Source organism: Rhizobium sp. CIAT894, assembly GCF_000172795.2.
In the GTDB taxonomy this organism is placed as follows: domain Bacteria; phylum Pseudomonadota; class Alphaproteobacteria; order Rhizobiales; family Rhizobiaceae; genus Rhizobium.
Genome location: NZ_CP020947.1, coordinates 360,981 through 387,885 on the forward strand (window position 1 = coordinate 360,981; position 26,905 = coordinate 387,885).

Annotated in this window: 25 protein-coding genes; 7 read left to right on the forward strand and 18 right to left on the reverse strand. The window is 64.3% G+C overall.

Translation table 11 applies throughout. The features are described 5' to 3' along the window. Positions 1-472: 472 nt before the first annotated feature. Positions 473-1,435 carry a cysteine synthase A gene (gene cysK / locus RHEC894_RS01785; RefSeq protein ID WP_085735785.1) on the reverse strand — a complete coding sequence of 321 codons (963 nt, stop codon included), beginning with the start codon at positions 1,433-1,435 and terminating at the stop codon, positions 473-475. Between the two features lie 143 nt (positions 1,436-1,578). Beyond that, positions 1,579-2,196 (reverse strand): LysE family translocator, encoded by a 618-nt coding sequence (locus tag RHEC894_RS01790; RefSeq protein WP_085735787.1) that lies wholly within the window; start codon positions 2,194-2,196, stop codon positions 1,579-1,581. Positions 2,197-2,428: 232 nt separating this feature from the next. Between RHEC894_RS01790 and RHEC894_RS01795 the strand changes: the two genes are divergently transcribed. Beyond that, positions 2,429-2,947, forward strand: coding sequence for a DNA starvation/stationary phase protection protein (locus RHEC894_RS01795; protein WP_085735788.1), 519 nt, complete (start codon positions 2,429-2,431; stop codon positions 2,945-2,947). 37 nt (positions 2,948-2,984) lie between these two features. On the opposite strand, the gene RHEC894_RS01800 is transcribed toward RHEC894_RS01795, so the two are convergent. Beyond that, the gene (locus RHEC894_RS01800) at positions 2,985-3,887 is read right to left on the reverse strand and encodes a DMT family transporter (protein ID WP_085735790.1); all 903 of its coding nucleotides are present in this window, start codon (positions 3,885-3,887) and stop codon (positions 2,985-2,987) included. Between the two features lie 112 nt (positions 3,888-3,999). Between RHEC894_RS01800 and RHEC894_RS01805 the strand changes: the two genes are divergently transcribed. Further along, positions 4,000-4,464, forward strand: coding sequence for an Lrp/AsnC family transcriptional regulator (locus RHEC894_RS01805; protein WP_085735792.1), 465 nt, complete (start codon positions 4,000-4,002; stop codon positions 4,462-4,464). Positions 4,465-4,584: 120 nt separating this feature from the next. Here the strand turns inward: RHEC894_RS01805 and dut are convergent, their stop codons facing one another. After that, on the reverse strand, positions 4,585-5,055 hold the full coding sequence (gene dut / locus RHEC894_RS01810; RefSeq protein WP_010067797.1) for a dUTP diphosphatase: 471 nt from the start codon (positions 5,053-5,055) through the stop codon (positions 4,585-4,587). A 91-nt stretch (positions 5,056-5,146) separates the two neighbouring features. Here dut and RHEC894_RS01815 point away from each other — a divergent pair, with 91 nt between their 5' ends. Beyond that, on the forward strand, positions 5,147-6,730 hold the full coding sequence (locus RHEC894_RS01815; protein ID WP_085738817.1) for a peptide chain release factor 3: 1,584 nt from the start codon (positions 5,147-5,149) through the stop codon (positions 6,728-6,730). Positions 6,731-6,837: 107 nt separating this feature from the next. Here RHEC894_RS01815 and RHEC894_RS01820 read toward each other — a convergent pair whose 3' ends face one another. The 5 genes from RHEC894_RS01820 to RHEC894_RS01840 form a co-directional block, all read right to left on the reverse strand. Beyond that, positions 6,838-7,239 (reverse strand): GFA family protein, encoded by a 402-nt coding sequence (locus tag RHEC894_RS01820; protein WP_085735794.1) that lies wholly within the window; start codon positions 7,237-7,239, stop codon positions 6,838-6,840. Between the two features lie 53 nt (positions 7,240-7,292). Then, positions 7,293-8,822 carry a carboxypeptidase gene (locus tag RHEC894_RS01825; RefSeq protein ID WP_085738818.1) on the reverse strand — a complete coding sequence of 510 codons (1,530 nt, stop codon included), beginning with the start codon at positions 8,820-8,822 and terminating at the stop codon, positions 7,293-7,295. Between the two features lie 117 nt (positions 8,823-8,939). Continuing rightward, positions 8,940-10,229: an MFS transporter gene (locus tag RHEC894_RS01830; protein WP_085735796.1), complete on the reverse strand. Its 1,290-nt coding sequence runs from the start codon at positions 10,227-10,229 to the stop codon at positions 8,940-8,942. Continuing rightward, complete coding sequence (locus tag RHEC894_RS01835; RefSeq protein ID WP_085735798.1) at positions 10,226-10,903, reverse strand: FadR/GntR family transcriptional regulator; 678 nt, start codon at positions 10,901-10,903, stop codon at positions 10,226-10,228. Before RHEC894_RS01835 ends, RHEC894_RS01830 begins: the two co-directional genes overlap by 4 nt. A 315-nt stretch (positions 10,904-11,218) precedes the next feature. Next, the gene (locus tag RHEC894_RS01840; protein ID WP_010068571.1) at positions 11,219-12,130 is read right to left on the reverse strand and encodes a pirin family protein; all 912 of its coding nucleotides are present in this window, start codon (positions 12,128-12,130) and stop codon (positions 11,219-11,221) included. A 247-nt stretch (positions 12,131-12,377) separates the two neighbouring features. Between RHEC894_RS01840 and RHEC894_RS01845 the strand changes: the two genes are divergently transcribed. Continuing rightward, positions 12,378-13,187 carry a class II glutamine amidotransferase gene (locus tag RHEC894_RS01845; RefSeq protein WP_085738819.1) on the forward strand — a complete coding sequence of 270 codons (810 nt, stop codon included), beginning with the start codon at positions 12,378-12,380 and terminating at the stop codon, positions 13,185-13,187. Here the strand turns inward: RHEC894_RS01845 and coaBC are convergent. Beyond that, positions 13,174-14,385, reverse strand: a complete 1,212-nt coding sequence (gene coaBC, locus RHEC894_RS01850; protein ID WP_085735800.1) for a bifunctional phosphopantothenoylcysteine decarboxylase/phosphopantothenate--cysteine ligase CoaBC — start codon at positions 14,383-14,385, stop codon at positions 13,174-13,176. The genes RHEC894_RS01845 and coaBC overlap by 14 nt on opposite strands. Positions 14,386-14,690: 305 nt before the next feature. Beyond that, entirely contained in the window at positions 14,691-15,455 is a 765-nt protein-coding gene (locus RHEC894_RS01855) for an SDR family oxidoreductase (protein WP_085735802.1), read from the reverse strand. Positions 15,456-15,582: 127 nt separating this feature from the next. On the opposite strand from RHEC894_RS01855, the gene RHEC894_RS01860 reads away from it, so the two are divergent. The 3 genes from RHEC894_RS01860 to RHEC894_RS01870 are packed head-to-tail and all read left to right on the forward strand — an operon-like array spanning position 15,583 to position 18,149. Further along, positions 15,583-16,488 carry a LysR family transcriptional regulator gene (locus RHEC894_RS01860; protein ID WP_085735804.1) on the forward strand — a complete coding sequence of 302 codons (906 nt, stop codon included), beginning with the start codon at positions 15,583-15,585 and terminating at the stop codon, positions 16,486-16,488. A gap of 30 nt (positions 16,489-16,518) precedes the next feature. Beyond that, positions 16,519-17,766, forward strand: a complete 1,248-nt coding sequence (locus tag RHEC894_RS01865; RefSeq protein WP_085738820.1) for an MFS transporter — start codon at positions 16,519-16,521, stop codon at positions 17,764-17,766. Next, positions 17,763-18,149: a VOC family protein gene (locus tag RHEC894_RS01870; protein WP_010069562.1), complete on the forward strand. Its 387-nt coding sequence runs from the start codon at positions 17,763-17,765 to the stop codon at positions 18,147-18,149. Before RHEC894_RS01865 ends, RHEC894_RS01870 begins: the two co-directional genes overlap by 4 nt. 30 nt (positions 18,150-18,179) lie before the next feature. Here RHEC894_RS01870 and RHEC894_RS01875 read toward each other — a convergent pair whose 3' ends face one another. The 7 genes from RHEC894_RS01875 to RHEC894_RS01905 all read right to left on the reverse strand — a co-directional run bounded on the left by RHEC894_RS01875 (position 18,180) and on the right by RHEC894_RS01905 (position 26,896). Further along, on the reverse strand, positions 18,180-19,841 hold the full coding sequence (locus RHEC894_RS01875) for a urocanate hydratase (protein WP_085735805.1): 1,662 nt from the start codon (positions 19,839-19,841) through the stop codon (positions 18,180-18,182). Positions 19,842-19,966: 125 nt separating this feature from the next. After that, positions 19,967-20,905 carry an IS110 family transposase gene (locus tag RHEC894_RS01880; protein WP_085735807.1) on the reverse strand — a complete coding sequence of 313 codons (939 nt, stop codon included), beginning with the start codon at positions 20,903-20,905 and terminating at the stop codon, positions 19,967-19,969. A 320-nt stretch (positions 20,906-21,225) separates the two neighbouring features. After that, positions 21,226-21,555: a TfoX/Sxy family protein gene (locus RHEC894_RS01885; protein ID WP_010069559.1), complete on the reverse strand. Its 330-nt coding sequence runs from the start codon at positions 21,553-21,555 to the stop codon at positions 21,226-21,228. Between the two features lie 3 nt (positions 21,556-21,558). Continuing rightward, positions 21,559-22,656 (reverse strand): DUF917 domain-containing protein, encoded by a 1,098-nt coding sequence (locus RHEC894_RS01890; RefSeq protein WP_085735809.1) that lies wholly within the window; start codon positions 22,654-22,656, stop codon positions 21,559-21,561. Continuing rightward, complete coding sequence (locus tag RHEC894_RS01895; RefSeq protein WP_085735810.1) at positions 22,637-23,917, reverse strand: Zn-dependent hydrolase; 1,281 nt, start codon at positions 23,915-23,917, stop codon at positions 22,637-22,639. Before RHEC894_RS01895 ends, RHEC894_RS01890 begins: the two co-directional genes overlap by 20 nt. Next, positions 23,914-25,293, reverse strand: coding sequence for an amidohydrolase family protein (locus RHEC894_RS01900; protein WP_085735812.1), 1,380 nt, complete (start codon positions 25,291-25,293; stop codon positions 23,914-23,916). Before RHEC894_RS01900 ends, RHEC894_RS01895 begins: the two co-directional genes overlap by 4 nt. 13 nt (positions 25,294-25,306) lie before the next feature. After that, the gene (locus tag RHEC894_RS01905; protein WP_085735814.1) at positions 25,307-26,896 is read right to left on the reverse strand and encodes an aromatic amino acid lyase; all 1,590 of its coding nucleotides are present in this window, start codon (positions 26,894-26,896) and stop codon (positions 25,307-25,309) included. Positions 26,897-26,905: the final 9 nt, after the last annotated feature.

Here is a 26,905-nt window from a genome sequence, read left to right on the forward strand (position 1 = left end):
ATCCTCCTGGAACTCAATAGTTCGCGTTGCTCAACCTGCTGCGATCAATTCAAAACCGGAGAAAGGATCAGCCGTTTCGTCGCGAATTGTGAAAGTTGAATGGAATAGCGAATAATTTAATCGCTGAAGCTCACTTAATAGCGGATGAAAGATGCCACCCTCGTCGATTTAATTCCAACAGCATTAAGATGTCGGGCGAGAGCCCAATAAGACATGTCTGCCCAACCCTCTGGAAGATATGGGCGCAGTTTGCTTGCTCGACGTGCAGCCTCCGTCCGATTTGCCGTGCAAGACATGCTCCGTGAACGCCTAATTTTACGCTTCTCCGCTTCGCTTCAGTTATCTTGACCTGCCACTGAACTTTCGTCCCACTTCAATTGGGGTGCAGGTGACGGCACAAAAGAAGGGACGCCGAAGCGCCCCAATATTTGCAGGATAAATTGCCGGAGAAAAGGCCAACCAAAGCCCTGTGTCAGCTCCCCAGCCCCTCAAACAGCGCCGTCGAAAGATACCGTTCCGCAAAGGACGGGATGATCACCACGATGTTCTTGCCGGCATTCTCCGGACGGCTGCCGACCTTGATAGCCGCCGTCAGCGCCGCGCCCGACGAGATCCCCACCGGTACGCCTTCCAGCCTCGCAACGAGGCGGGCCTGCTCGAAGGCCTCGTCATTCGTCACGGTGACCACTTCGTCATAGATGCCGGTATCGAGGATTTTGGGGGCGAAGCCGGCGCCGATGCCTTGGATTTTGTGGGGGCCGGGATTGCCGCCGGAGAGGATCGGCGAATCGGCGGGCTCGACGGCGATGATCTGGATCTCGGGCTTATGGCTCTTCAGCACCTGGCCGACGCCGGTGATCGTGCCGCCGGTGCCGATGCCGGAGACGAGGATATCGACTGTGCCGTCGGTGTCGTTCCAGATTTCCTCGGCCGTCGTCTTGCGGTGGATTTCCGGATTGGCCGGGTTTTCGAACTGCTGCGGAATGATGGCGTCGGGCAGCGACGCCGCCAGTTCCTCGGCCTTGGCGATGGCGCCCTTCATGCCCTTCGGTCCCTCGGTCAGCACCAGTTCGGCGCCGAGCAGCGCCAGCATCTTGCGGCGCTCGACCGACATGGTTTCCGGCATGGTGAGGATAAGCCGGTAGCCCTTGGCGGCGGCGGCAAAGGCGAGCGCGATGCCGGTGTTGCCCGAAGTCGGCTCGATCAGCACCGTCTTGCCTGATGTGATCTTGCCCTCGGCTTCGAGGCTTTCGATCATCGCCACGCCGATACGGTCCTTGACCGAGGCGATCGGGTTGAAGAATTCGAGCTTGCCGATAAGGTTTGCCACCACGCCTTTTTCCCGCGCCAGCTTGTCGAAGCGCACGAGCGGCGTGTTGCCGATGGTTTCTGTGATCGAGGAATAGATGCGGCCGCGGCCGGGCTTGTGCGACATGGGTGCTCTCCCTTTGAAATCCTGCTCCTGAAATCGAGGGGAGAATAGGATCAAAGGCTTGAAGAGGCCAGCCCGCCTCATCCCGGGGGAGCGGGCCGCGGAGAAAAAAACCTTTGGAAACCGGCTCTTGCCGAATATTTATTTCAGGCGGCCCGCGTGGCGATGAAGGCCGCGGTGCCGGCGAGGATGCCGGAAGCAACCCGGTTCAGCACCTGCAGGGCGCGCGGCTTTTTCAGCATCGTGCGGGCCCGCGAGGCAAGCAGCATATAGGGCACGAGCACGACGATCAGCACGACGAAGGTGACGGCAAGCAGCAGCGCGTAGTCGCGCAGCCCGATATTGCCGATATCGAGCAGCGTCGGCGCCAGCGCGACATAGAAGAGCATCGTCTTCGGATTGCCGAGCGTCACCAGCAGGCCGGAGAGGAAGGACAGGCCGATATTGCTGGATTTCTTCGCCGCGATATCCTGCGGCAGCAATCCCGCCGTCCAGAGTTTCCAGGCGATATAGCCGAGGTAGAGCGCGCCGGCGATCTTGATGGCGAAGAACACCTCGGTAAAGGTCTGCGCCACGAAGGCAAGGCCGAGAATGACCGCGGTGAGATAGGTCATATCGCCGAGTACCAGGCCGAGACCCATGAAGAAGGTCTCGCGGAAATTCGAGCCGAGCGCGCGGGCGACGATCGCGGTAATCCCGGGTCCGGGAATGGCGGCTGCGATGAACAGCGCTCCGGCATAGGCGATCAGGGCGGTCAGGCTCATCTGTCATATCCACTGGATTGGCTGATCTCTCTATAGGCACGTGTTGCAGTCTCATCAATGCATCGGCGCTGATCTGTCCATCAGCGTAAGGAATAGGTCGGCTGAACCATCATCCACTTGGAAAGCGATCCGGCCTTGCTAGTTTTCTCTCTGCACGCGCGCCTTCGGCGTCCTTTGCGCCTCCTGGAGACGCGTAGCGCTGTCGAGATCTTCATTGCCAAGGAGAGAATGGATGTCCCCTAGCTCAGCCGAAACCCGCAGGCTTTCGCCCCTCAAGACGCCGTCCAGCCTGTCGACCAACGCCGTCACCGATATTTCGGCGGCGCTGACCGCGCTGCTTGCCGATGTCTTTACCCTTTATGTGAAGACGAAGAACTTCCACTGGCACATGTCCGGCCCGCATTTTCGCGACTATCATCTGCTGCTCGACGAACAGGCGGAGCAGATTTTCGCCATGACCGACGACGTTGCCGAGCGCGCCCGCAAGATCGGCGGCGTGACCTTGCGCTCGATCGGCCAGATCGCCCGCCAGCAGCGCATTGCCGACAATGATGCCGATTTCGTCACGCCCGACGACATGCTGTCGGAACTGCGCGAGGACAACGCCCAGCTGGTTTTGCTGCTGCGCGAGGTGCACGACCTCTGCGACGAACACAATGATGTCGCGACCGCCAGCCTGATCGAGAACTGGATCGACGAAGCCGAGCGCCGCACCTGGTTCCTGTTCGAAACGACGCGCCGGCAGAAATAGGACGGCAAGCCGGGCGTGCCGCGTGCGGCATGCCCCCTCAGCTCTCCAGCGCCCTCGGGCGCAGCCACCGCGGCGTCCAGCCGAGGTTCATGCCGGCGGCGGCGAGCAGGATGATCGCCGCACCTGATATCTGCATCGGCTGCAGCGCGTGGCCGAAGGCCAGCCGGTCGACCAGGATCGCCGCGATCGGATAGAGGAAGGAGAGGGCGCCCGTGAGATGCGTCGGCAGCCTTTGGATCGCCCCGTACAGCAGCACATACATCAGCCCCGTATGAACGACGCCGACGCTGACGAGGATCGCCCATGTCCCCGCATCCTGAGGCGGATGGGAAAAATCGGTCATCGGCGCCAGCATCAGCATGCCGGTCGCGACTTGAATGAGGGCGATCAGGTGCGGCGGTGTGCCCTTCAGCCATTTCGCGGCAAGGGCTGCGAGCGCGTAGAAGAAGGCCGCACCCAGCGCCATCAGGATGCCGAGGCCGTAACCGTCGGATGTAACGCCGCTTCCACCGGGTTTCGCCTGGACGATCGCCATCATGCCGGCGAAGGCGAGCGCCAGCCAGAACAGCTTGGTGGCGGTGATCTTCTCGCCGAGAAACAGCGCGCCGAGCACCAGCAGCATGAAGGGCTGGGTGTTATAAACCGTCGTGGCGATCGAGATCGTCGCGTGCGAATAGGAGGCAAACAGCAGCAGCCAGTTCAACACGATGGCGACGCCGCCGAAGATCGCGATGCCGAAGGCGCGCAGCGTGATGATGCCGGGCCGCAGCAGCCCGAGGGCGCCGCAGATAACAAGCAAAGTCAGCGCGCCGAACAGGCAGCGCCAGAAGACGACGCCGCTGACCGGCAGGCCCGACATGACCACGAACCAGCCGATCGTCCCCGAGATCAGCATCGCTGCCGTCATTTCCGCCGTACCTCTTTTGATATCACCACCCATGACAGCCTCCTTTATGATGACGGTAAGGATATTGCGGCGGAAGACGAATTTATATAATAATAGAATGGATTATGATCAAAATTGCCTAATAATATGAGGGAAATCTGGCGTCGTGGCTAATGAAGTGCAATCGCTCGATGAAATCGACCAGGCCATTCTGGAGGCGCTGGCCGGCAATGCGCGGATTTCGCTGAAGGAACTGGCGCAGCAGGTCGGCCTCTCCTCGCCGAGTGCCGCCGAGCGCCTGCGCCGGCTGGAGGAGCGTGGCGTCGTCAAGGCCTTCACGATCGATCTCGATCCCGCCGCCGTCGGTTATCCCCTGCAGGCGATCGTGCGCGTGCGGCCGCTGCCGGGCCAGCTGCACATGGTCGAGCGCATCATCCAGGACATTCCCGAAATCGTCGAATGCGACAAGGTGACCGGCGAGGATTGCTTCATCGCCCGCCTGGTGGTGCGCTCGATGGCGGAGCTCGACGGCCTCCTGGACAAGGTCGCCGAACGGGCGGAGACCAACACCGCGATGATCAAGGCCTCGCCCGTCAAGCGCCGCCTGCCGCCGCTGTCCCGCCGCAAATAGACGGACGGCGAAACGGCCTTCTGCTTCGCACTTTTCCTGGAATTGCTTTAGAAATCTGCCATCGGCGACAGCATCGCCGGAAAATCCGGGTCAGGCCCGCGCTGTCGGGACGCTGTGCCATCAAACGCCGGTGGAACCGAAGCCGCCTGCGCCGCGCGCCGTTTCGCTGGCCTCGGTGATCTCCGTCACCCGCGCCTGGGTCACTGGCGCGATCACCATCTGGGCGATGCGCATGCCGCGCTCGACGATGAAGGCCTCCTCGCCGAGATTGGCGAGCAGCACCTTCACCTCGCCGCGATAGTCGCTGTCGACGGTGCCTGGCGAATTCAGGCAGGTGATGCCGTGTTTGAAGGCAAGGCCAGAGCGCGGCCGCACCTGTCCTTCGAAGCCTTCGGGGATTTCGAAGATGAAGCCGGTCGGCACCAGCGCCCGTTTGCCGGGCAGCAGCGTCAGCGGCGCTGCCGCGTCGACGGCGGCGCGCAGGTCCATGCCGGCCGCGCCCTTGCTTTCATAGGCGGGTAGGTCGAGGCCTTCGCCGTTGGCCAGGCGGATGAGGTTCAGTGTCGGTCTTACATCGTGATGAATGGTCATGGCCCATTACTTTGCGCGTGCGCCGGCAAGGTCAATTGCATTGCCGGGGTTTAGTCGCTAGTTAAGCGGCAATTCCACAGGATTCATGATCATGGCCGAAAGCCTCGCCGAGGCGGTCTCCCGCCGCCGCACATTCGCTATTATCGCCCACCCGGACGCGGGCAAGACGACGCTTACCGAGAAGCTGCTGCTGTTCGGCGGCGCCATTCAGCTCGCCGGCGAAGTCAAGGCGAAGAAGGATCGCATGCAGACGCGCTCCGACTGGATGAAGATCGAGCGCGAGCGCGGCATCTCGGTCGTCACCTCGGTGATGACCTTCGAATATAACGACAATGTCTTCAATATCCTCGACACGCCGGGTCACGAGGATTTCGCCGACGACACCTATCGCACGCTGACAGCCGTCGACGCCGCCGTCATGGTTATCGATGCCGCCAAGGGTATCGAGCCGCGCACGCTGAAGCTCTTTGAAGTCTGCCGCATGCGCGATATCCCGATCATCACCTTCATCAACAAGATGGATAGGGAAAGCCGCGATCCCTTCGAGATCCTCGACGAGGTGGAAGAGAAGCTGGCGCTGGATACGGCGCCGATCACCTGGCCGATCGGCCGCTCGAAGACCTTCTGCGGTTCCTACAATATTGCCGCCAACACGGTGCGCGGATCGGATACCGAAGTCGAGGGAACGCCGGTCAACGGCCCGCAGAGCGTTGCCGGCAGGCTGCCGGAAAACGAGCGCCAGGCCTTCGTCGACGAGACCGAGCTGGCGATCGAGGCCTGCCGTCCCTTCGACCGCCAGGCCTTCCTGGAAGGCCATATGACGCCGGTCTTTTTCGGCTCGGCGCTGCGCAATTTCGGCGTGCGCGATCTCATCAACGCGCTCGGCGAGTTCGCGCCGCCGCCGCGCGACCAGGTCGCCGACACCAGGACCGTGCATGCGACCGACGACAAGATGACGGCCTTCGTCTTCAAGATCCAGGCCAACATGGACCCCAACCACCGCGACCGCATCGCCTTTGCCCGCATCTGCTCGGGCAAGCTCGAGCGCGGCATGAAGGCAAGGCTTGCCCGCACCGGCAAGCAGCTTGGCCTGACGGCGCCGCAATTCTTCTTCGCCTCGCAGCGCCAGCTCGCCGACACCGCCTATGCCGGTGATGTCGTCGGCATTCCCAATCACGGGACGCTGCGCATCGGCGATACGCTGACCGAAGGGGAAGCCCTGGTTTTCCAGGGTGTGCCGAACTTCTCGCCGGAGATCCTGCGCCGCGTGCGCCTGGAAGACGCGATGAAGGCGAAGAAACTCAAGGAAGCCCTGCAGCAGATGGCCGAAGAAGGCGTCGTCCAGCTGTTTTCGCCGGAAGACGGCTCGCCGGCGATCGTCGGCGTCGTCGGCGCCCTGCAGCTCGATGTCCTGAAGGAACGGCTGATGGCCGAATACGGCCTGCCGGTCTCCTTCGAAATGTCGCGTTTCTCCGTCTGCCGCTGGATCTCGGCCGATCAGCCGGCCGATCTCGACAAATTCCTCACCGTCAAACGCGGCGATATCGCCCGCGATCTCGACGGCGATCCGGTCTTCCTCGCCCAGGACGGTTTCTCGCTGCGCTACGAGTCCGAACGCCACCCGGCGATCAAGATGGTCGCCATCAAGGAATATCACGCCGCCAAGGCGGCGTGATCCCGGGGCAATGGTTGGCGCCCCCTCTCTCCAGCCTCATCCTGAGGTGCCCCTCAGGATGAGGGCTGGTCGTTGTGCGTGCCGCCTGAAGTAAGCCTACCGGCCTGCTAATCCTCTCGATCAAATCGCGGCAACAGCTCGATATTCTCCACGCCGGGCAAGGCGGACTGGCACCATATCTGTTTTCTCGGCGTCAGGTCGCGCCGCTGGTCGATGCCGCCGAGACGGATGCCGATCGCGCCGCCCTTTCCATCGGTGCGGTAGAGCGGCGATCCGCAATTCGGGCAGAAGAATTGCCGGCTGAGACCGCCGCTGTCGCCATATTTGCTGTAGCCGCGCGGTTCGCCTGAAATCAGCGTGAAGCTTTCCGGCCGCGCCGGCGCGGTGACGCGATAGGCCGAACCCGTCAGCCGCTGGCAATCGGTGCAATGGCAGATCGCCACCCGCTCCGGATCAATCTCGGCCTGATAGCGGATCGCGCCGCAGTGGCATCCTCCGGTGATATGCATCGGCGTGTCCCCAAAGCATGTCGCGCAACGAATCTGAAAGATCGCGCCACGCTTTAGTCCGCCCGCGAAACGGCCGGCCGCGTGGCGTAGAAAGCCTTGGCATCGGCCGTGAAGGCGGCTCGCTGATCGGCCTTGGTGTAGAACATATGGCCGCCGCGATAGAGTTTCAGCCCGACACGGCCGCTGCTAAGCGACGGCGGCAGGTGGTCGACCACATAGCGGCTGACGCCGTAGGGCGTCACCAGGTCGCTGTAGCCATGCGCGATCAGCAGATGGAAGGCCGGGTTCGAGGCGAGCAACTGCCTGACGTCGTCGGTGGCGCTCGCCTGGGAGCGCGAACCGCCGCCGCGCCCGCCCCATTCCCAGCGTCGGCTGATATCGCTGTCGAGCAGCGAATAGGTCATTTCGGTTTTGAAGCCGAGTTGGTTGCGGGCGTAGTCGGCGAAGGCGCCGCCATAGGCGCGGGTGAAACCGTCGAGGATGGCATCGTCGCCGCGATCGTAATCCGATTCCGGATAGGGGTCGGGTGTGGCAAAGGCGGCGTCGTAGGGGCTCGTCACCGCGCCGCTGCCGGCGTCGGAATGTTTGATGAAGGAATTGCCGAGGAAGCCGCGATTGCGGGCGACGATATCCTGAGGGATGCCCGTCAGCCCGGCGATCCTGCCGTAGAAGGCCGCGGCATCGGCGCCCGTCGGCGGTGGCCCGGCAAGGGTCGTCAGATAGTCGCCGAGCGCGAAGGCTTCCGTCTGCTTCTGCGTCTGCTCGTCAAAGGCGTTGCGCCGGTCGAGTTCGGCCGCCGCCAGCGACGGCAGCTCAAGGGCGGCGCCGAGCGCGAACCGATCGGCGTCGAACATCAGCTGGCCCTCGAGCAGCGGTGAGAGCATCACGGCGCCGGCAACGATGATGCCCTGGCTTTCCTGCAGCGCTGAGGCGACCTTGGCGGCACGGAAGCCGCCATAACTCTCGCCGAGAAGATATTTCGGCGAATTCGAGCGGTTATTGTGCGCGACATAGAGCGCGATCGCCTTGGTGATGCTCTGGGCATCCGAGTTGACGTTGTAATAATTGGCGGCATCGTCAGCCTTCGCCGTCCGGCTCCAGCCGGTGCCGATCGGATCGATGAGCACGAGATCGGTGAAATCGAGCCAGCTTTGCGGGTTGTCGACGAGTTTCGCATTGGCGCCGTCGCGCCCCTCAGGCCCGAAGTCGAGCACCTCGGGCCCGACCAGCCCGAGATGCAGGAAGGCGGAAGCCGCACCCGGTCCGCCATTGAAGGCGAAAGTCAGCGGTCGATCCGCCCTCGCATCCCTCGCGACATAGGCGGTGTAGAAGATCGCGCCGGTCTGGGCTCCGTCCTGGCCGAAGAGATCGAGCGTGCCGGCGGTGGCGGTATAGGCGATCTTCCGGCCGCCGATCGTCAGTTCGTGCTCGGTGACGGAATCGGCCGGCAGCAGCTTCAGCACGCCCTCGCGCGCATCGCTCTCGACATTGGCCTTCTGGTGACCGCTTTCCTGTGCCGGGGAAAGGGCAGGGGCGAGCGACCCGGCAAGGGCTGCAAGCAGAAACAGCAGATGTAAACGCAAGATGTCTCCTCCGGCGCTGCGGGATGTGAGCTTGAGATAGCGCAGCATCCGGGATCGGCGACGGGCATCAAGAGATGGTGATGGGCGCGCCAGTGAGAGGACGCGAGTGCGGGCGGCTCAGCCGGCCTTCTCGACAGCGTGCACATTGATCTCGACCGCCCGGCCGGCCTTCCAGCCGTTGATTGCCGCTCCGAGCCCGAGCGCGACGAAGAGGACCGCGCACCAGGAAAAGCTTCCCGTCCAGCCGCGGATGAGACCGACGATCAGCGGGCCGATCGCGGCAAGCAGGTAACCGACGCATTGCGCCATGCCGGACAGATGGGCGGCGACATCGGGATCGCGCGAACGCAACACGATCGTCGTCATGGCCGCGGCGATCAGCCCGCCCTGGCCGATGCCCTGCAGCACCGCCCACAGCCAGACCGTCGATAGCGGCGCAAACAGCAGGCCGAGCAGGGCGGTGACGGCGACGCCGCAAAGGCTCGCATTGATCAGCCGCTGGTCCTTCCCGCGCACGGCAATATGCGGCACGATGAGGCAGGAGGCGGCCTGCACCATCACCGAGAGCGAAACGATCGCTCCGGCGGTGACGCCGTCGAGGCCGCGTTCGCGCAGGATCGGAACCAGCCAGCCGAAGACGCAGTAGGCCAGTGCCGACTGCAGCCCCATGAACAGCGTCACCTGCCAGGCGAGCCGGTCGCGCCACAGGCCTTTGACATGAAATCCGTTGCGCCTTGCCTGGCCGCCGCTGCGCAGCACCTGCGGCAGCCAGATCAGGCCGACGGCAAGCGCCGGCAGCGCCCAGACGGCGAGCGCGCCCGCCAGAGAGCCGCCGAGCGCGTGCTCGATCGGCAGCGTCAGCCCGGCCGCACTTGCCGCGCCGGCGCAGAGCGCCATCGTGTAAAAGCCGGTCATCAGCGCGGCACGGCCGGCGAAGTCCCGCTTCACCAGCCCCGGCAGCAGCACGTTGCCGACGGCAATGCAGGCGCCGGCCAGCGCCGTGCCGATGAAGAGCAGCGGCACGGAGGAAAACCCGCGCAAACCGGTGCCGAGCGCGAGCAGCAGGATAACGCCGAGCAGCGTGCGCTCTGTCCCAAGGCGCTGGGCCAGGCGAGGCGCAAGCGGTGAAAAGGCGCCGAGGCAGACGACCGGAAGGGTGGTCAGCAGGCTGGCGCCGAGCGCGGTGAGCCCGAGTTCGGCGCGGATCTCAGGCAGGAGTGCCGAGGCGCTTGAAAAGACCGGGCGCAGGTTGAAGGCGATCAGCACCAGGCTCGCGCCGAGCAGAAAGCGATCCGCGGCACCGCGCACCGGTGTTGCCTGCGGCGGTGGAAGGCTGCCGGCCTCGGCGTCGACAAGCAGGTCGTCGGCGGCGTCGAATGCGTCGATATCGGTGGAGGGCATGGTCATGACAGGATCATCCGCTCGAGGGCGGCAAGAACCGGCGCCATGAAACGGCGCACCGCCGCATCCGCTTGGTCTGGATCGCCGGTTTCGATGGCGTCGACAATATCGGCATGTGCCTGCATATCCGGTTCGGGAATATCCTTGCCGAGCGTCGCCGCGATGGTATCGGCGATCGAGGCCGAGAAGAAATCGTAGATGTCGATCATCGCCCGGTTGCCGGACGCGGCGATGATCGCCTTGTGGAAGGCGAGGTCGCGCTCGATGAAGGCGGACTGATCGCCGCTGTCGTAACTGCCGCGTTCGGCAAGCAGCCGGCGAAGCCCGGCGACGGTCTCCGGCGTCTTGCGGACTGCCGTCAGCCGGGCGGCCTCGACATCGAGCGCCAGGCGCGCTTCGAACTGGTCACGCAGGCTGGCGCGGCGCGCCATGGTCAGCGGCCGGCCGGCATCGCTGGTCGAGCGCACATAGGTTCCAGACCCCTGCCGTGTCTCGAGATAGCCCTGGGAGACCAGAACCCGCACCGCCTCGCGCACCGTGCCGCGGCTGACGGAGAGCATGGCCGACAGAGAGGCTTCATTCGGCAATTTCTCGCCGACCGCCCAGCGTTTGCCGAGGATGTCACTGCGGATCGCCTCGATCGCCTCATCGGCGAGATTTGTCCTGCTGATCGCACGCATGTCGCTACTCATAAAGTCATCGGATGACTTTATGAGTAATGGAATTTGATTGCTTCGTCAACGCGCTCATCTCCAGGCAATAAAAAAGGGCCGCCTCAGCGACCCTTTCCATGAGTTTGGCCTCAAACTGGCCTGGACTGTCTATGCAGCCCCAGGAAGGCGGGGATTAGTGCGAGGGCTGCCTCGCTTTCATCACCTCTCCCATGCCCGTTACGAGGTCCGAAATCTCATTAGACATTGGATCACCTTCCTTTCGTTCTGTTGCTGATAATTCAAAGGTAGGACGATTCTCTTGAGATGCAAGAAGAAATGCGATCAGTGCGCCGCCTTGATGAAGGTGCCGTTCTGCAACTCGCGCATCGCCTGCATGATTTCCTCGCGGGAGTTCATCACGATCGGACCGTGCCAGGCGACCGGCTCCTCGATCGGCTTGCCCGAAACAAGCAGGAAACGAATGCCCTGATCGCCCGCCTGCACCGTCACTTCGTCGCCGCTGTCGAAGACCACGAGCGTGCGGTTGCCGGACATGTCGCGAATGTTCAACTCTTCGCCGTCGACTTCCTTCTCGACGCGCACGCCGAAGGGTTTCGATGCATCGCTGAAGGTGCCGGAGCCGGCGAAGATATAGGCGAAGGCGTTGCGGTAGGTATCAACAGGCAGGCGCTTCTTTCTGCCGGGCGGCACCGAAACGTCGAGATAGATCGGCTCGGCGGCGACGCCGTCCACAGGACCGGCTTTGCCCCAGAAATCGCCGCAGATCACCCGCACGGCTGTGCCGTCGTCATCGACGACGACGGGAATGTCTGCCGATTTGATGTCCTGATAGCGCGGCGCCGTCATCTTCAGCGAGGAGGGCAGGTTCGCCCAGAGCTGGAAGCCGTGCATGCGGCCGGCGAAATCGCCTTTCGGCATTTCCTGGTGCATGATGCCGCTGCCGGCCGTCATCCACTTGATGTCGCCGGCGCCGAGCAGACCACGGTTGCCGAGGCTGTCGCCATGCTCGACGGTGCCGGCAAGCACATAGGTGATCGTCTCGATACCGCGATGCGGATGCCAGGGAAAACCGCGGATATATTCCGACGGATTGTCGTTGCGGAAGTCGTCCATCATCAGGAAGGGATCGGTCATCGCAGGATCGCCGAAGCCGAAGACGCGGTGCAGCTTGACGCCGGCGCCTTCCATAGTCGGGGTGGCGATACTCTCATGCTTTACGGGGCGGATCGACATGGCGTCCTCTCAAAGGTTCAACTTGGCGTCGACTATAGCCGTCAGGTCGCCGGGCGCGAAGTCCGCGGCGCGGGCAACGCAGTGTTCACAAAAGAACGCAGCGTTTCGCCGAATTTGAAGCGCTGCCCAGTCACGAATCCGTCATGATCGGCTTGCAAACCGGCCGCGCGTTAAGCTGTTATTAGCCTTGACGTTCGACAATTTCAGCATTCCCGCCGAAGCGGCGGCGGGTCCCGGAGCAAAAGCCATGTGTCGCTGGGCAGCCTATCGCGGAGACCCCCTTTATCTGGAGGAGCTGGTATCTTCGCCCGCCCATTCGCTGATCGAGCAGTCTCATTGCGCCACCCGCGCCAAGACGGCGACGAATGGCGATGGCTTCGGCATCGCCTGGTATGGCGACAGGCCCGAGCCCGGCCGCTACCGCGATATCCTGCCGGCCTGGTCGGATTGCAATCTGAAGAGCCTGGCGCGGCAGATCCGCTCGCCGCTCTTCCTCGCCCATGTCCGCGCCGCCACCGGCGGCGGCACGCGGCGCGACAACTGCCATCCCTTCACCCACGGCATCTGGTCCTTCATGCATAACGGCCAGATCTCCGGCTTCGAGCGCCTGCGCCGGCCGATGGAGGCGATGCTCGACGACGAGCTGTTCAATGCCCGCGGCGGCACCACCGATTCCGAGTTGATGTTCCTGCTGGCGCTGCAGTTCGGCCTGCGCGAGGCGCCGGTTGCCGCCATGGCCAATATGGTCGGTGTCGTCGAAGACCTCGCCGAAAGCCTCATCGGCTCGATCCTGCTGCGTTTTACCGCAGCCTTTTCCGACGGCAACACGCTCTATGCGATCCGCTATGCCACCGATCGCAAGGCGCCGACGCTCTATGCTTCGCCGGTTGGTGCGGGCTATTGCCTGGTGTCCGAGCCGTTGAACGATGATGTCGATGCCTGGGCGGAGATCCCGGACGGCAGCGCCGTCACCGTCGGCAAAAACGGCATCGACGTTGCCGGCTTCCGCCCGCAAAAGCGCGCCGCCAAGCTGCAGTCGGTGGTTATTCCCGCCTGAAACGCTCGGCGATCAGTGCTGCCAGCCTTTCGGCCACCTCCTCCTTGGCGAGGTCAGGCCATTGCTCGACGCCGTCGCGACGAATGAGTTTGACGCTGTTGCGGCTGCCGCCCATGACGCCGGTCGCAGGTGAAACGTCGTTGGCGACGATCATGTCGGCGCCTTTTCTCTCGAGCTTCGCCTTCGCATTGTTCTCGACGTCCTGCGTCTCGGCGGCAAAGCCGATCACCAGCTTCGGCCGCATCGTATGATGTCCCAGAGTCTTCAGGATGTCCGGATTCTCGGTCAGCGCCAGCGTCGGAATGGATTCGCCCGGATGTTTCTTCAGCTTCTGGTCGGCGGCCGAGGCGACGCGCCAGTCGGCAACCGCCGCGACCATCACCGCGATGTCGGCCGGGAGCGCCGCCAGTACCGCATCGCGCATCTCCTCGGCCCGCTCGACGTGGATGACGTTGACGCCGACCGGATCGGCGATCGTCACAGGCCCCGCTACCAGCGTTACCTCGGCGCCGAGCTTGGCAAGGGCCGCGGCGATCGCATGGCCCTGCCGGCCGGAGGAGCGGTTGGCGATGTAGCGCACCGGATCGATCGGCTCGTGGGTCGGTCCCGACGTGACGATCGCCTTGCGCCCCGTCAGCGGCTTTTCTCCGTCGTCGAGCAGGGTTTCGGCCGCCGCGACGATGTCAAGCGGCTCCGCCATCCGGCCGAGCCCGGCCTCGCGGCTCTCGGCCATCTCGCCGGCCATCGGCCCGACGAAACGCACGCCGTCGGCTCTCAGCGTCGCCGCATTGCGCCGCGTCGCCGGATGCGCCCACATTCTGGGGTTCATCGCCGGTGCCGCCAGCACCGGTCTTTCCGTCGCCAGGAGCACGGTCGAGGCGAGATCGTCGGCGAGCCCGTTCGCCATCTTCGCCATCAGGTCGGCCGTGGCCGGGGCGATGATCACGAGGTCGCAGTCGCGCGCCAGCCTGATATGGCCGACATCCTGTTCGTCCTGGCGTGAAAACAGATCGACGAACACATGGTCCGCCGCCAAAGCGCCGACGGCAAGCGGCGTGACGAATTCCTGCGCACCCTTGGTCATGATGGGGCGGACACTGGCGCCGCGCTCGCGTAGCCGGCGGATCAGATCCAGGCTCTTATAGGCGGCAATGCCGCCCGAAATGATGAGGAGAATGCGTTTTCCGCTGAGAGCCATGGCTTTCTACCCGTCGCCTTTTCTGACTAGCCCGACCCTAAGCCTTTGGCGGAGAACATGCAATCGCGGGGAAAAGGCATCGGATCTGCTCAAGAGCGGTGAATAGTTGCGCAGTGAAGACCCCTCCCCAACCCCTCCCCACAAGGGGGAGGGGCTTAGATGCCGCGCCGCCTATATCCCTTTCATCGTCTCATCCGCAGAAAGCCCGATGTCTGTCGTAGTTGGTGCAACGTGTTAGCCCCACCCCTTGTGGGGAGGGGTTGGGTAGGGGTCTTTTCCCGTCGATGGCGGCAGCCCTCGACGTCTCAGCTGCGGGTGATCGAAATGCCGCCGTCGACCAGTGACGCCGTGCCGGTGACGAAGCTTGCATCGTCGGAGGCGAGGTAGAGAACCGAACGGGCGATTTCATCCGGTGTCGCGACGCGCTTCAGCGCATGCATGGCGGTGACGGCGGCCTGTTTCTCCGTCGTATCGTTCACGTCGCGGTACATGTCGGTATCGACGGCGCCCGGCAGGATGGCATTGACGCGCACGCCTCGCGGGCCGAATTCGGCGGCGAGCGCCTGCGTCAGGCCGATCAGGCCGGATTTGCTGGCGGCATAGGCGGCAACGCCGGGAAAGGCGAAGCTGTAGCCGACGAAGGTCGAGGTGAAGATCACCGAACCGCCGCCATTGTCTGCCATCGCGCCGATCTGATGTTTGGCAGCGAGAAAGGAGGCCGTCAGATTGACATCAAGCGCCTCGCGGAAACCTGCTTCCGAAACACCGGTGCTCGGACCGGCTTCGCCGATGATGCCGGCATTGTTGAAGGCGATGTCGAGCTTGCCGTAATGGGTCACGGCGGCCGCGACCAGCGCCTTGTGATAGTCTTCCGATCGGACGTTGCCGGCAACGGCGACCGCATCGCCGCCTTCGGCCTTGATCTCCGCAACGAGGCTGTCGAGTTCGCGCTCGCGGCGGGCGCCGACGACGACCTTGGCGCCTTCGGCGGCAAAGAGCTTTGCCGTGACGCGGCCGATGCCGGAGCTTGCGCCGGTGACGATTGCGACCTTGTTGTTCAAGCGGTTCATGGTTCCATCTTCCTATGTTGAAGCGAGGCGGCCCCTTGCCGTCCCTTTCGTTGAATGGAAGATGGCATCTTCCATTCGTTCGGATTAGTCTCCAGATGATGAAACTCGAATTCGGAAAAACCGAACGATGATCAAGGTCGAAGGCATTGCCGCTTTCGTTGCCGTCGTGGAGGCAGGCTCGATCAGCGAGGCGGCCCGCCGGTTGCGGCTGTCCAAATCCGTCGTCAGCGAAAGGCTGGCGGAACTGGAGAAGTCGTTGGGCGGCATCCTGCTGCACCGAACGACGCGCAAGCTCACTCTGACGGAGGACGGTGCGGCTTTCCTGGAACGGGCGACGCGCATCGTACACGAGATCGACGAGGCCGCGGCCGATATGGCGGAGCGGCGCGGAACGCTCTCCGGGCCGATCCGCATCGCCGCCCCGGTCACCTTCGGCCGCATGCATCTCGGACCGGCGCTTTATCCCTTTCTTGCCGAGCATCCCGATATCGAACTGACGCTCGATATCGACGACCGGCGGGTCGACGCCGCCTCGGACGGCTACGACGCCGTCATCCGCAACGGCCCGATCGCCGATAGCAGGCTGGTCGCCTGGAAGCTCACCCGCAGCCGCCGTCTTCTCTGCGCCTCGCCGGATTATCTCGCCCGTGAGGGCACGCCGTCGTCGCTGACCGACCTGAACGGCCATCGCGGGATTTTCTACACCAATCGCGGCGTTGCCGACTGGCGCTTCCAGACGCCGGAGGGCGCGATCCTCGTTCGTGCGAAACTGGCGCTCGGCATGAACAATGGCGACATGCTCCGCGACGCGGCGATTGCCGGTCTCGGCATCGCACTGCTGCCCGCCTTCATTGCCGGCCCGGCCATCCGCGAGGGCCTACTTGCCGAAATCGATGTCGGTCACCGGCCGGAAGCCGAATTCATCTACATGGCCCATCCCGAGGGACGAAATCCCTCAGCCAAGCTGCGCGCCATCGCCGATCACCTGAAGAAAAGTTTCGGCGATCCGCCCTATTGGGATCCGGCGGGCTGACCGATGACCACAAAGGGCAGGGATGAAGAGATGCCGGCAGCACAGGCCGTGAAGACCTCCGGCAAGGCCGCGGTGCCGGGACAAAGATATTATCTGACGCGCGGCACCGGCGCCTATCGCCGCGCCAGCCTGGCGCTCTTCCTCTCCGGCTTTTCCACCTTCTCGCTGCTTTATTGCGTGCAGCCGCTGCTGCCGATCTTTTCGCAGGAATTTTCCGTCAGCCCGGCGGAAAGCTCGCTGTCACTCTCGCTCTCCACCGGCTTCCTCGCACTCGCCATCGTCTGCGCCGCCGCCGTCTCGGAAGGGCTCGGCCGCCGCAGCCTGATGTCGCTGTCGCTTGTCGGCGCGGCGTTGCTGACGCTTGCCACGGCTTTCGCCCCGAACTGGCACCTGCTGCTCGTCATCCGCGCCCTGCAGGGCCTCGTTCTCGGCGGCGTGCCGGCGGTTGCCATGGCCTATCTCGCCGAGGAAATCGATCCGCGCGGCCTCGGCGCCACCATGGGCCTTTATGTCGGCGGCACGGCCTTCGGCGGCATGTCCGGCCGCGTGCTCACCGGCATCTTCGCCGAATATCTCGGCTGGCGCCCGGCGCTCTTCCTCATCGGCGCCATCGGCCTTGCCGCCGCAATCGGCTTCATCGCCCTGCTGCCGCCATCGCGGAATTTCATCCGCCGGCCGGGCTTCGATCCGCGTTTCCATGCCAGGGCCTGGCTCGGCCATCTCGCCAATCCGGCGCTGCCATTCATCTTCGCCATCGCCTTCCTGGCGATGGGCTCCTTCGTGACCATTTACAATTACGCCGGCTTCCGTCTCGTAGCGCCGCCCTATGGCCTCAACCAGACGGAACTCGGCCTGATCTTCACCGTCTATCTCTTCGGCATCGGCGCCGCCTCGATCGGCGGCCTGATCGGAGACCGGATCGGGCATTTTCGCGTGCTGCTCTTCGGTCTGGCGCTGACCGCCGCCGGCAGCGCGCTGACGCTCTTTGCCGCGCTGCCGGTCATCATTCTCGGCATCGTCGTGCTGACGACCGGCTTCTTCATGAGCCATTCCATCGCCAGCGGCCTTGTCGGCAAGCTTGCCCTTGGCAATAAGGGGCACGCTTCATCGATCTACATGCTGGCCTATTATGTCGGCTCCAGCCTCATGGGCTCGGCCGGCGGCTGGTTCTTCGCCGTCGAAGGCTGGGCCGCCGTCGTCGCCTTCACCCTTGCCATGCTGGCGCTGGCCTTTATCTCAGCCTGTGTCGCCCAACAGCTGGCCAGGAGAAAGGCATGATCCGCATCGACCGCCTCGACCATCTCGTGCTGACCGTCGCCGATATTGCAATCACCTGCGATTTCTATTCCCGCATCCTCGGCATGTCGGTCGAAACTTTCGCGGAAGGCCGTAAGGCGCTGAAATTCGGCCGGCAGAAGATCAACCTGCACCAGGCCGGCCACGAGTTCGAACCCAAGGCCAGACATCCTATCCCCGGCTCCGGCGACCTCTGCTTCATCGCCGAAACGCCGATTGCCGACGTTCTCGCCCATCTGCAGGCGTCGGGCGTTGCGATCGAGGAGGGCCCGGTCGAACGCACCGGCGCGACCGGACGGTTGCGTTCGGTGTATTTCCGAGATCCAGACGGCAACCTCATCGAGGTTTCGAATCTGATCGGCTGACGCTCGATAGGCCGATACCTGCCTCCGGTTTCAATCCAGCCGGATATAGGGCACGTCCTTCTTCGCCACCTCATCCAGCGCCTCCTCGTAGCCGGCATCGGCGTAGCGCATGACGCCGAGCGCCGTGTCGTTGGTCAGCGCGTGGTCGAGCCGTTCGTCGGCGGCATCGGTGCCGTCGGCGATGACGGTGACGCCGCAGCTGGTCATGTAGCCGGCATATCCGCCGCCGCCGGAATGGACGACGACGAGATCGGCCATCGACGAGCAGAGCATCATCGCATCGATCAGCGGCCAGTCGGCGATCGCGTCGGAGCCGTCCTTCATCCGCTCGGTCATGATATTGGGATGCGCCATGGCGCCTGCATCGAGATGGTCGCGGGAGAAGGCGACGGGCCCTTTGAGTTCGCCGCTCGCAACCAGCGCGTTGACGCGCCGGGCGAGTGCCGTGCGTTCGCCGTGGCCGAGCCAGGCGATGCGGGCCGGCAGCCCTTCGAAGGGGACATGCTCGCGCGCCAGCCGGATCCAGTTGGTGATGATCTTGTTGTCGGGAAACATCTCGAGCAGCAGATCGTCGATGCGGGCAATATCGCTCTCCTCGCCTGACAGAGCCATCCATCGGAACGGGCCGATCGCCCGGGCAAACAGCGGCCTGAGATAGGCTTCGGTAAAGATCGGAATATCGAAGGCGTTGGCGACACCGCCTTCTTTCGCCTGGGTGCGGATGAGGTTGCCGTTGTCGAAGACTTCGGACCCGCGTTTCTGGAATTCCAGCATCGCGCTGACATGTTCGACGATCGAGGCGCGGCTCGCCGCCATCAATTGCCCCTGGCCGTCGTCGCGCAGCCCCTTGACCTGGTCGAGGCTCATGCCTTTCGGCACATAGCCGTAGACGAGGTCGTGCGCCGAGGTCTGGTCGGTGACGATATCGGGCACGATGCCGCGCCGGGCGATTTCGGGATAGACCTCGGCCGCATTGCCGACGAGCCCGACGGACAGCGCCCGTTTCTCCTTCACCGCCGCGTCAATCATCTGAAGGGCGGTATCGAGATCGGGCGCGATCTCCTGGAGATAGCCGATCTGTTGGCGCTTGCGGGCGCGCTCCGGGTCGATGTCGATACAGAGGATCGCAGCCCCCGCCATGCGGCCGGCGAGCGGCTGCGCCCCACCCATGCCGCCGAGGCCCGCCGTCAGCACGAAGCGGCCGGCGAGATCGCCGCCGAAGCGCCGCTCGGCAATGCGCATGAAGATCTCGTAGGTTCCCTGGATGACGCCCTGGCTGCCGATATACTGCCAGGCGCCGGCCGTCAGTCCGCCCCAGCAGATCAATCCCTTGCGCTGCAGTTCGTAGAACACCTCCGCTTTCGCCCATTGCCCGACGATATTGCAGTTCGCCATGATGACGAGCGGCGCCCTGGCGTGCGTCTTCACCAGCCCGATCGGCTTGCCGGACTGGATCAGCAGCGTCTGGTCCTCCTCCATCTCGGCCAGCGCCTTGACGATGCCCCGGTGCGCTGCCCAGTTGCGGGCGGCCTTGCCGAGCGCGGCATAGACGATCAGATTGTCGGGATCCTCACCAACGGAAAGCACGTTTTCGAGCAGGCGCAAGAGCGCTTCCTGCCGCCAGCCCTTGGCGCGCAAGTCCGGCCCGCCGGGAATCGGAAATTTCGGATGACGCGGATTGGCCTTCGGCATGGTGGGTTCCTCGCTTGGTCTCTGTTTTTCCCTTCTCCCCTGTGGGGGTCCGAAGGACGGGTCGAGACCTGTGGCTCGACCCCGGTAGGTGGCCCGAAGGGTCGGATGAGCGACTATCTGGGTTGTCAAGTTGCATGTTCGAATTCTCTTCGCGCATCTCGTGCTTTTGCATTGAGAATGACCAGGAGTTTTCGGGCGAGAGCAATACGGACGACCATCTTCGGCTTGCCTGCGCTCTGCAACCTTTGCCTGAAGGCAGCCAGATGCGGATCGTGTCTGGCCGCGACGGCGGCGACCAGGAACAGGATGCCGCGCGGTCCGGAGCGTCCGCCGCGCACCGGCCGGGGACCGCTGCGTTTGCCGCTGTCGTTGGCAATCGGCGCCAGGCCGGCCAGCTTGACGATCGCCTTGTTGGAGATCCGGCCGATTTCGGGCAATTCGCCCATCAGCCGGGCAACGGTGCGGTCGGCCACACCCTTGACCGAGCGAAAGGCCCGATTGAGGCAGGCCCAGAGCGGATCGTCATCGATCATTGAGGCAATCTCGCCTTCCAGCCTGCTGCCCTGGCGCATCAAAAGCGCAATCACCTCGTCGAGGCTTTCCACGATCGCCCCATCGCCGGCCGCACTGCGGCGCTGCTTTTGAACGATCAGGTCTCGCGTGACTTGGGACAGCCGCGTCATCAGCGCCGACAGGCGCAACTGCGCGGCTTTCGGCGGCGACAGGGCAGACAGCCGCTTGGTCTCGGCGTAATGGGCGATCATCGCCGCGTCGATGCGGTCGGTCTTTTCCAGAAAGCCCATGGCCTCGGCAAAGCGGCGCACATGGCGCGGATTGGCAAGCGCGCAGGCGATCCCAAACTCCCACAACAGCAGGAAGGCCTGCCGCTCGTAACCGCCCGACGCCTCCATGACGACGAGTTCGACATTCTCGGCCCGGCAGAGCCCAGCAAGCGCGCCGATGCCGGCCGCATCGTTGCCGAAACGCTTAAACGTCCCGGATGGGCGGATATGCGCATCCAGCCAGTCTTTCGAAACATCCACTCCACATATAACTCTGTTCACGGTAACCTGCCTTGTGCGTGCGGTTGAAGCCAAGCGACTATTCGGTCGTACGTGACGATGACGAAGATCCCAGGCTCATCCACGGTTGTAACCGGAGGGGGTGCGGGCGACTTCGTCACGCCTCTGGCCGGGTGGCCACCCGGCCAGAGGCTCAATCGCTTCCATCGCACGAAATTACTAACGTGCAGATACAAGGGGGCCACAGAGCACAACATTCATTGCCCTTCGCTTGCGCTCAGGGCATTCGCGGCTTTGCCCCTCACCCCATCTGTCCTTCGGACATCTTCTCCCTGCCGGGGAGAAGGGGGAAAGCGCAGTCATTACTTCCCCGGCAGCGATTCCACATAGGCGAGCGCCGCATCGAGCAGACGCCGTCTCAGCGCATCGTCGCCGTAGGCCTCGGCATTGGCGCGCACCCAGCCGTGCATGACCCGCTCACCCATCGACATCTGGATCACGCCCGGCAGCGCCAGCGCCCAGCCGTCATTGCCTTTGCCGAGACGGACCAGCATGCCGTCACTGCGCGCGCCGCAGAGAAGGTTGCCGTTCAGCAGGAAGGCCCAGCCGCCGAACATGGATTTTTCGGCAAGGCCAGGCCGATCGCCGAGTACCTCGCGCAGCAGCTCTTCCAGTCCCCGATCGCGCGCCATGGCTCAGGCCCTCGCCGCTAGCGCATAGCGGGCAATCTCGATCCCCATCGCCTTCTCGACGACGGGATAGACTGAGGGATCGAGCACGCTTGCCGACAGCGGAATGATATCCTTCGGCACATGCAGGATGAAGACAGGCATGCCCTCGCGCAGCTGACCGACGCTGAGCGGTTCGCCCTCCGGCGACAGCGTGGTGATCACCGCGGGGAAGGTGGCAAGCCGCCCGCCATCGGCATTATCGACCGCCATATATTCGTTCATCACATGCAGCGTCACCGATTTTGCGCCGGAACCGACGATGACCGTGCCGATGTCGAAAGCTTCCCTGGTGTAGACGACGTCCTTTCGAGAAATGACGCCCTCGGCGAGGATATGTCCGCCCGTCGTCTTGCAGATCGCGTCGATAATGGCGGCTCCGCCGCGTTTCTCCGCCGCGATGATCGCCTCTCCGAGCGCAAGCGCCATCGAGATGCCGCCGAGTGCGGCGTGACTGCGGACATAGGAAGCGCGCAGCGGGTTGCGGCAGCTGGCGATGAAGCCGCCGGATTGATCGGCGGCGGCGCGCAGTACCGGCGAGATCTTCGCCGTCGCCCCCTTCACCACCAGCTCGATATAGCGGTTTTCGGCCCGATTGCCGCCGACCGCAGTCTGGATCATCGGCTCGGGCGAGCCGGCCATGCCGATCGAGCCCATGTCGCCGGTCGGATGGGCGCGGATATCGCCGACCGCGTCGACCACCTTGGTGCCGAGGATCGCCGAGGGCAGCCAGCCGTTCAGCGTCGAGGATTTGCCGTTCTGGCCGATGATCAGCCCGGAAAGCTTTTCGCCGAGCGCCTCCTGCAAGAGCTGCACCGCCTTCACGTAATCGATGCCCTGCATTTCCCAGGGCGTGGTGGAGGCGGGCGCGCCGATCGCGGCTGCGGTCGCGATCCAGTCGTCGTCCCTCAGTTCCTCGATCGAGACCAGCTCCGGTTTCCCGACATTGACGGCCGCAAGCCCGAGCATGCGCCCATGATCGGCCCAGCCACCGCCGCCGGCGGCATAGACGGAGCCGCCCTTGACGGCGGCTTCGACGTCTTTCTCAACCAGTATGCGTCCCATCGGCCTTCTCCCGCTTCAAATCCTTGTCCATCTCGCGCACCGCTTCGAACAGCACGGCGGCGCCGAGCGCGATGTCGTCATTCTCCGCCCATTCATCGGGACAATGGCTGCGGCCGCCCTGGCAGGGCACAAAGATCATCGCCGCCGGCGCCACCTTGGCGATCCAGGCCGTGTCATGTCCGGCGCCGGACGCCATGCGCCGATGTTTCGCGCCGACGCGCTCGCAGGCAGCCTCGAGCGCCGAAAGCAGCCCGGCATCGCCGGGCGTCGGCTGATTGTCGGATACCCGGTTCGGCGTCGCGATCGTCACGCCATAGGCGGTTGCCAGCTTTTCGACATGGCCGTCGAGCCAGCGGCAGAAAGCCTCCATGTCGGCGCGGATTTCGGCACGGCCGTCGATCAGCAGCACCACTTTCGACGGCACGACATTGGCGGCGTTCGGCTCGATCCGGAATTCGCCGACCGTCGCCGCGAAATGCCCCGGCATCCTGGCAAGCTCGGCGGCGGCGTTGCGAATGTCGAGCACCAGTTGCGATGCCGCCACCAGCGCATCCGCCCGCCGCTCCATCGGCGTCGTGCCGGCATGGTCGGCGCGGCCTTCGACAGTGATCTCGATACGGGTGATGCCCGAGATCGCGGTGACGATGCCGATATCCTCCCTTTCGGCTTCGAGCACCGGTCCCTGCTCGATATGAAGCTCGATAAAGCCCGCTATATCGGACCTTTTCTGCTGTATCAGCACATCGGTTTCGCCGCCCACCTGGGCAATAACCCCGGCAAGGTCGAGGCCGCCGCTGACGCGCGAAAGCCAGGCTTCCGGCAATTGCCCGGTCATGCCGCGGCTGCCGATGCAGGAGACGCCGAAGATGCTCACTTCCTCGGCGAGGAAATCGACGATCTCGAGATCGTGATCGAGCTCGATAGCCTGGTCGCCAAGCGCACGCGCCACCTCCAGCGCCGAGATGACGCCGGCAATGCCGTCGAAGCGGCCGCCATCCGGCACCGTGTCGGAATGCGAGCCGAGCATGATCGTGCCGAGCCAGGGTTTGCGGCCGGTGCGCCGGCCGATCAGATTGCCGGCGGCATCGATCCGGGTTTCCAGCCCCGCCGCCTTCATCCGCGCTTCGAGATAGGCCCGGCCGTCGAGAAAGAGCGGCGAGAAGGCCCGCCGCGTCCAGGGGCGCTCCGGCTCGGTGATCGCGGCGAGCGCCTCGATATCCCCGGCGATCCGGCCGGCATTGACGGGAAGATTGCGGCTCATGTCCCGGCTCCCGCAATGACCTGGCGCGGCAGCGGCCGAATGAATTGCCCGGTGCCGGGCTCGGCCAGCACCGTCCCGCCTTCCGCGATCTTTTCGCCGCGCAGGTAGGTTGCGGCAACGCTCCAGGGCAGGCGAATGCCGTTGTAAGGGCTCCAGCCGACGACATTATTGCCGCTCGCGGACGCATCATAGACGCTGTCGCGCGGCTCCAGCACGGTGATATCGGCATCCCTACCCGGGGTCAGCGCCCCCTTGATATGGTCGAGCCGGAAATGTCTTGCCGGGTTCTCCGCCATCAGCCGGGCCGCCCAGGTCAGGGGAATGCCGCGTTCCATTGCGCCTTTGACGAAAAGCGGCACCATCACCTCGAGGCCGGGAACGCCGGAGGCGTTGGCGAGCATGTCGGGATTGGTCTTGCGGTTTTCCGACCAGCTGACGTGATCGGTCGAGACCAGCCAGACATCGCCGTCGGCCACCTTGCGCCAGAGCCTCTCCACCTCGGCGCGCGGCCGCACCGGCGGATTGATCTTCGCCTTGCCGCCGAGGCGCTTCACGTCGTTTTCCTCGTCGAGCGTCAGGTAGTGAATGCAGCATTCGACAGTCGCGGCAAAGCCGTCGCGGCGATAGGCGCGGGCGATATCGTAACCGCGCCCGAGCGAGCAGTGCACCACATGCGCCGGGCAGTGGGTTAAGGCACCCGTCTCGAAGATCGTGTGCATCGCCAGGAGTTCGGTAATCGGCGGCCGCGACAGGCCGTGCGCCCGCCAGTCGGTGACGCCGCTCGCCTTCACCTGCTCCATGTAGGTGCGCACCGCCTCGTCGTCCTCGTTGTGGACGCCTGCCGTCAGTCCCGTCCGCGAGATAGCTGCAAAACAGGCATCGAGCAGGGCCGGGGGAATGCGGGGAAAACGCTTCGGGTCGGTGCCGAAGGTCGAAAATTTGAAGGCCGCGACACCCGCTTCCACCATCTCGGCAATTCGCGCCGGGCCTTCTTCCGGATCGACGGTGCCGTAAAGCGCGAAATCGACGCGCGCCTGCGGGCTCGCATGGGAGATCTTGCGTTTGACCGCCGCTGCCGAGCAGACGAGATTACCCTCGTCATAGGGCATGTCGACGATCGTGGTCACGCCACCTGCGGCCGCCGAGCGCGTCGACCAGATGAAATCCTCCTGATCCTTCTGGGACAGCGAATGCACCTGCGCGTCGATCGCGCCGGGCAGGATCAGCGCTCTTCCGAGCAGATGGCGTTCACGCGCCGCGGGCGGCACGCCGAGGCCGACCTCGGCAATCCTGCCGTCGCGCGCGGCGACGTAACCCTGTTCGAGAATGCGATCCGGCAGCACGACCGTGCCCTGCAGAACGAGATCGAAGTCCATGCCGCTTCCCTTCCTAGGCTGAAATCAGGGGCTCGTGGCGAGGCAACCGCTCGCCGATGCGATCCAGCGCACCAAGCGCGAAGAAATCGTCGAAGGATGCGATCGGAACCTGCTCGGTCAGCTTCGAAAGGAAGTCGTCCGAGCCGAGTTCTTCTTCGATCGCCTCCACCTCGGCCGAAAGCGGCCGGTCGACGGTATAGAAATCCGCATGTTTGCGCACGACCTCGTAGAGCATGGCGGCGACCCCCTTCGGTTCGTCGCCGAGAATGTCGATCGCCTGGGCCGACAGCAGCGCCTCGAGTGCTGCCAGGCGCTTCAGCGCCTGCATCTGCCGCTCGAAGCGCTCGATAACCAGCGGCAGGAAGGCCGCCTCGTCCTCCAGCCCGGCTGCGACGACAAGCGACTGCGCCGAGACCGGATTGGACATCGACAGTACGCGCGAAAAGATTTCGCCGGCAAGCTTGATGATCGGCCCGAAACCGGTGGCGATCCGCCCCGGCGGCACCAGATTGACCGGCAGGTCGCGGCGCTGGCCGTTGCCGAGAATGACACAACGGTTGAAGGCGTTGCGCGCCGCATGCGCCATGCAGAGGGCGGCCGATTCGAGCAAGATCGTCACATCGAGCGGCAGTGAACCGCCCGACGTCATCACCCTGCCTTCCACCACCACGGGATTGTCGTCCGAGCGGCCGGTGGCGGCCAGGATCTTGTGGCCGGTCGATAGCAGGTTTTCGATGACGGCGCCGAACACCTGGGCGATCATCCGCAGGCTGAGCGGATCCTGCACATGCGTGGCAACAGGCCAGTTCCAGTCGTCCGACGCGTTGCAGAGCCAGGCGCCGATCAGCGCCTCGCGCGCCGTGCCGACATGACGCACCGCCTTCCAGGGATCGCGGGAGGCGCCGAGCGCGCCGGCCGCCATCATCGCCGTCGCCAGCAGGATGCGGATCGAGGCCGCTGCATTGCGCGTCGTCTCCGCTGCCGCGGCAAAGCTCACCGCATTGATGCTGAGCGAGGCGAGGCTATCGCGCGGTGCCATCCGCACCGGCTGCAGTCCGGCTGCCCGGAAGGCGTCGGCCGCCTGCATCCGCTTGCCGCGATAGACTGCTTCGCCGACGCCGGTCAGCACCGCGCCGATCTGCCCCATCAGGCCGATATCGGCGCAGCCGATCGAGCCGGTGCGCCGCACGACCGGGATCAGATCGGCTTCGAGCATGGTGATATAGGCTTCGATCAGCTCCGGCGTGCAGCCGACCTGGCCGGTCAGCGCCGTATTGACGCGGATCGCCATGGCATTGCGCACGACGTTGCAGGAAAACGGCGTGCCGGTGCCGAAGTGATGGGCGCGCACCAGGCCGAGATTGAAAGTGTCGAGTTCGTCGGCCGACCACTCCACATCCTTCATGGCGCCGACGCCCGTCGTCGAGCCGTAGACCGGCATGCCGGAGGCAATCGCATCCTCGACGATCTCGCGGGCGATCGCGATGCGGGCCATGCCGGTCGCCGAAGCCGAAATCGTCACCTTGCCCGCGCCGATCGCCGCCATCTCGGCAAAACCGAGCGGTTGTCCGGAAAGTTCAATGCCGGGGCGTTCCTGCTGCATGTGCCTATC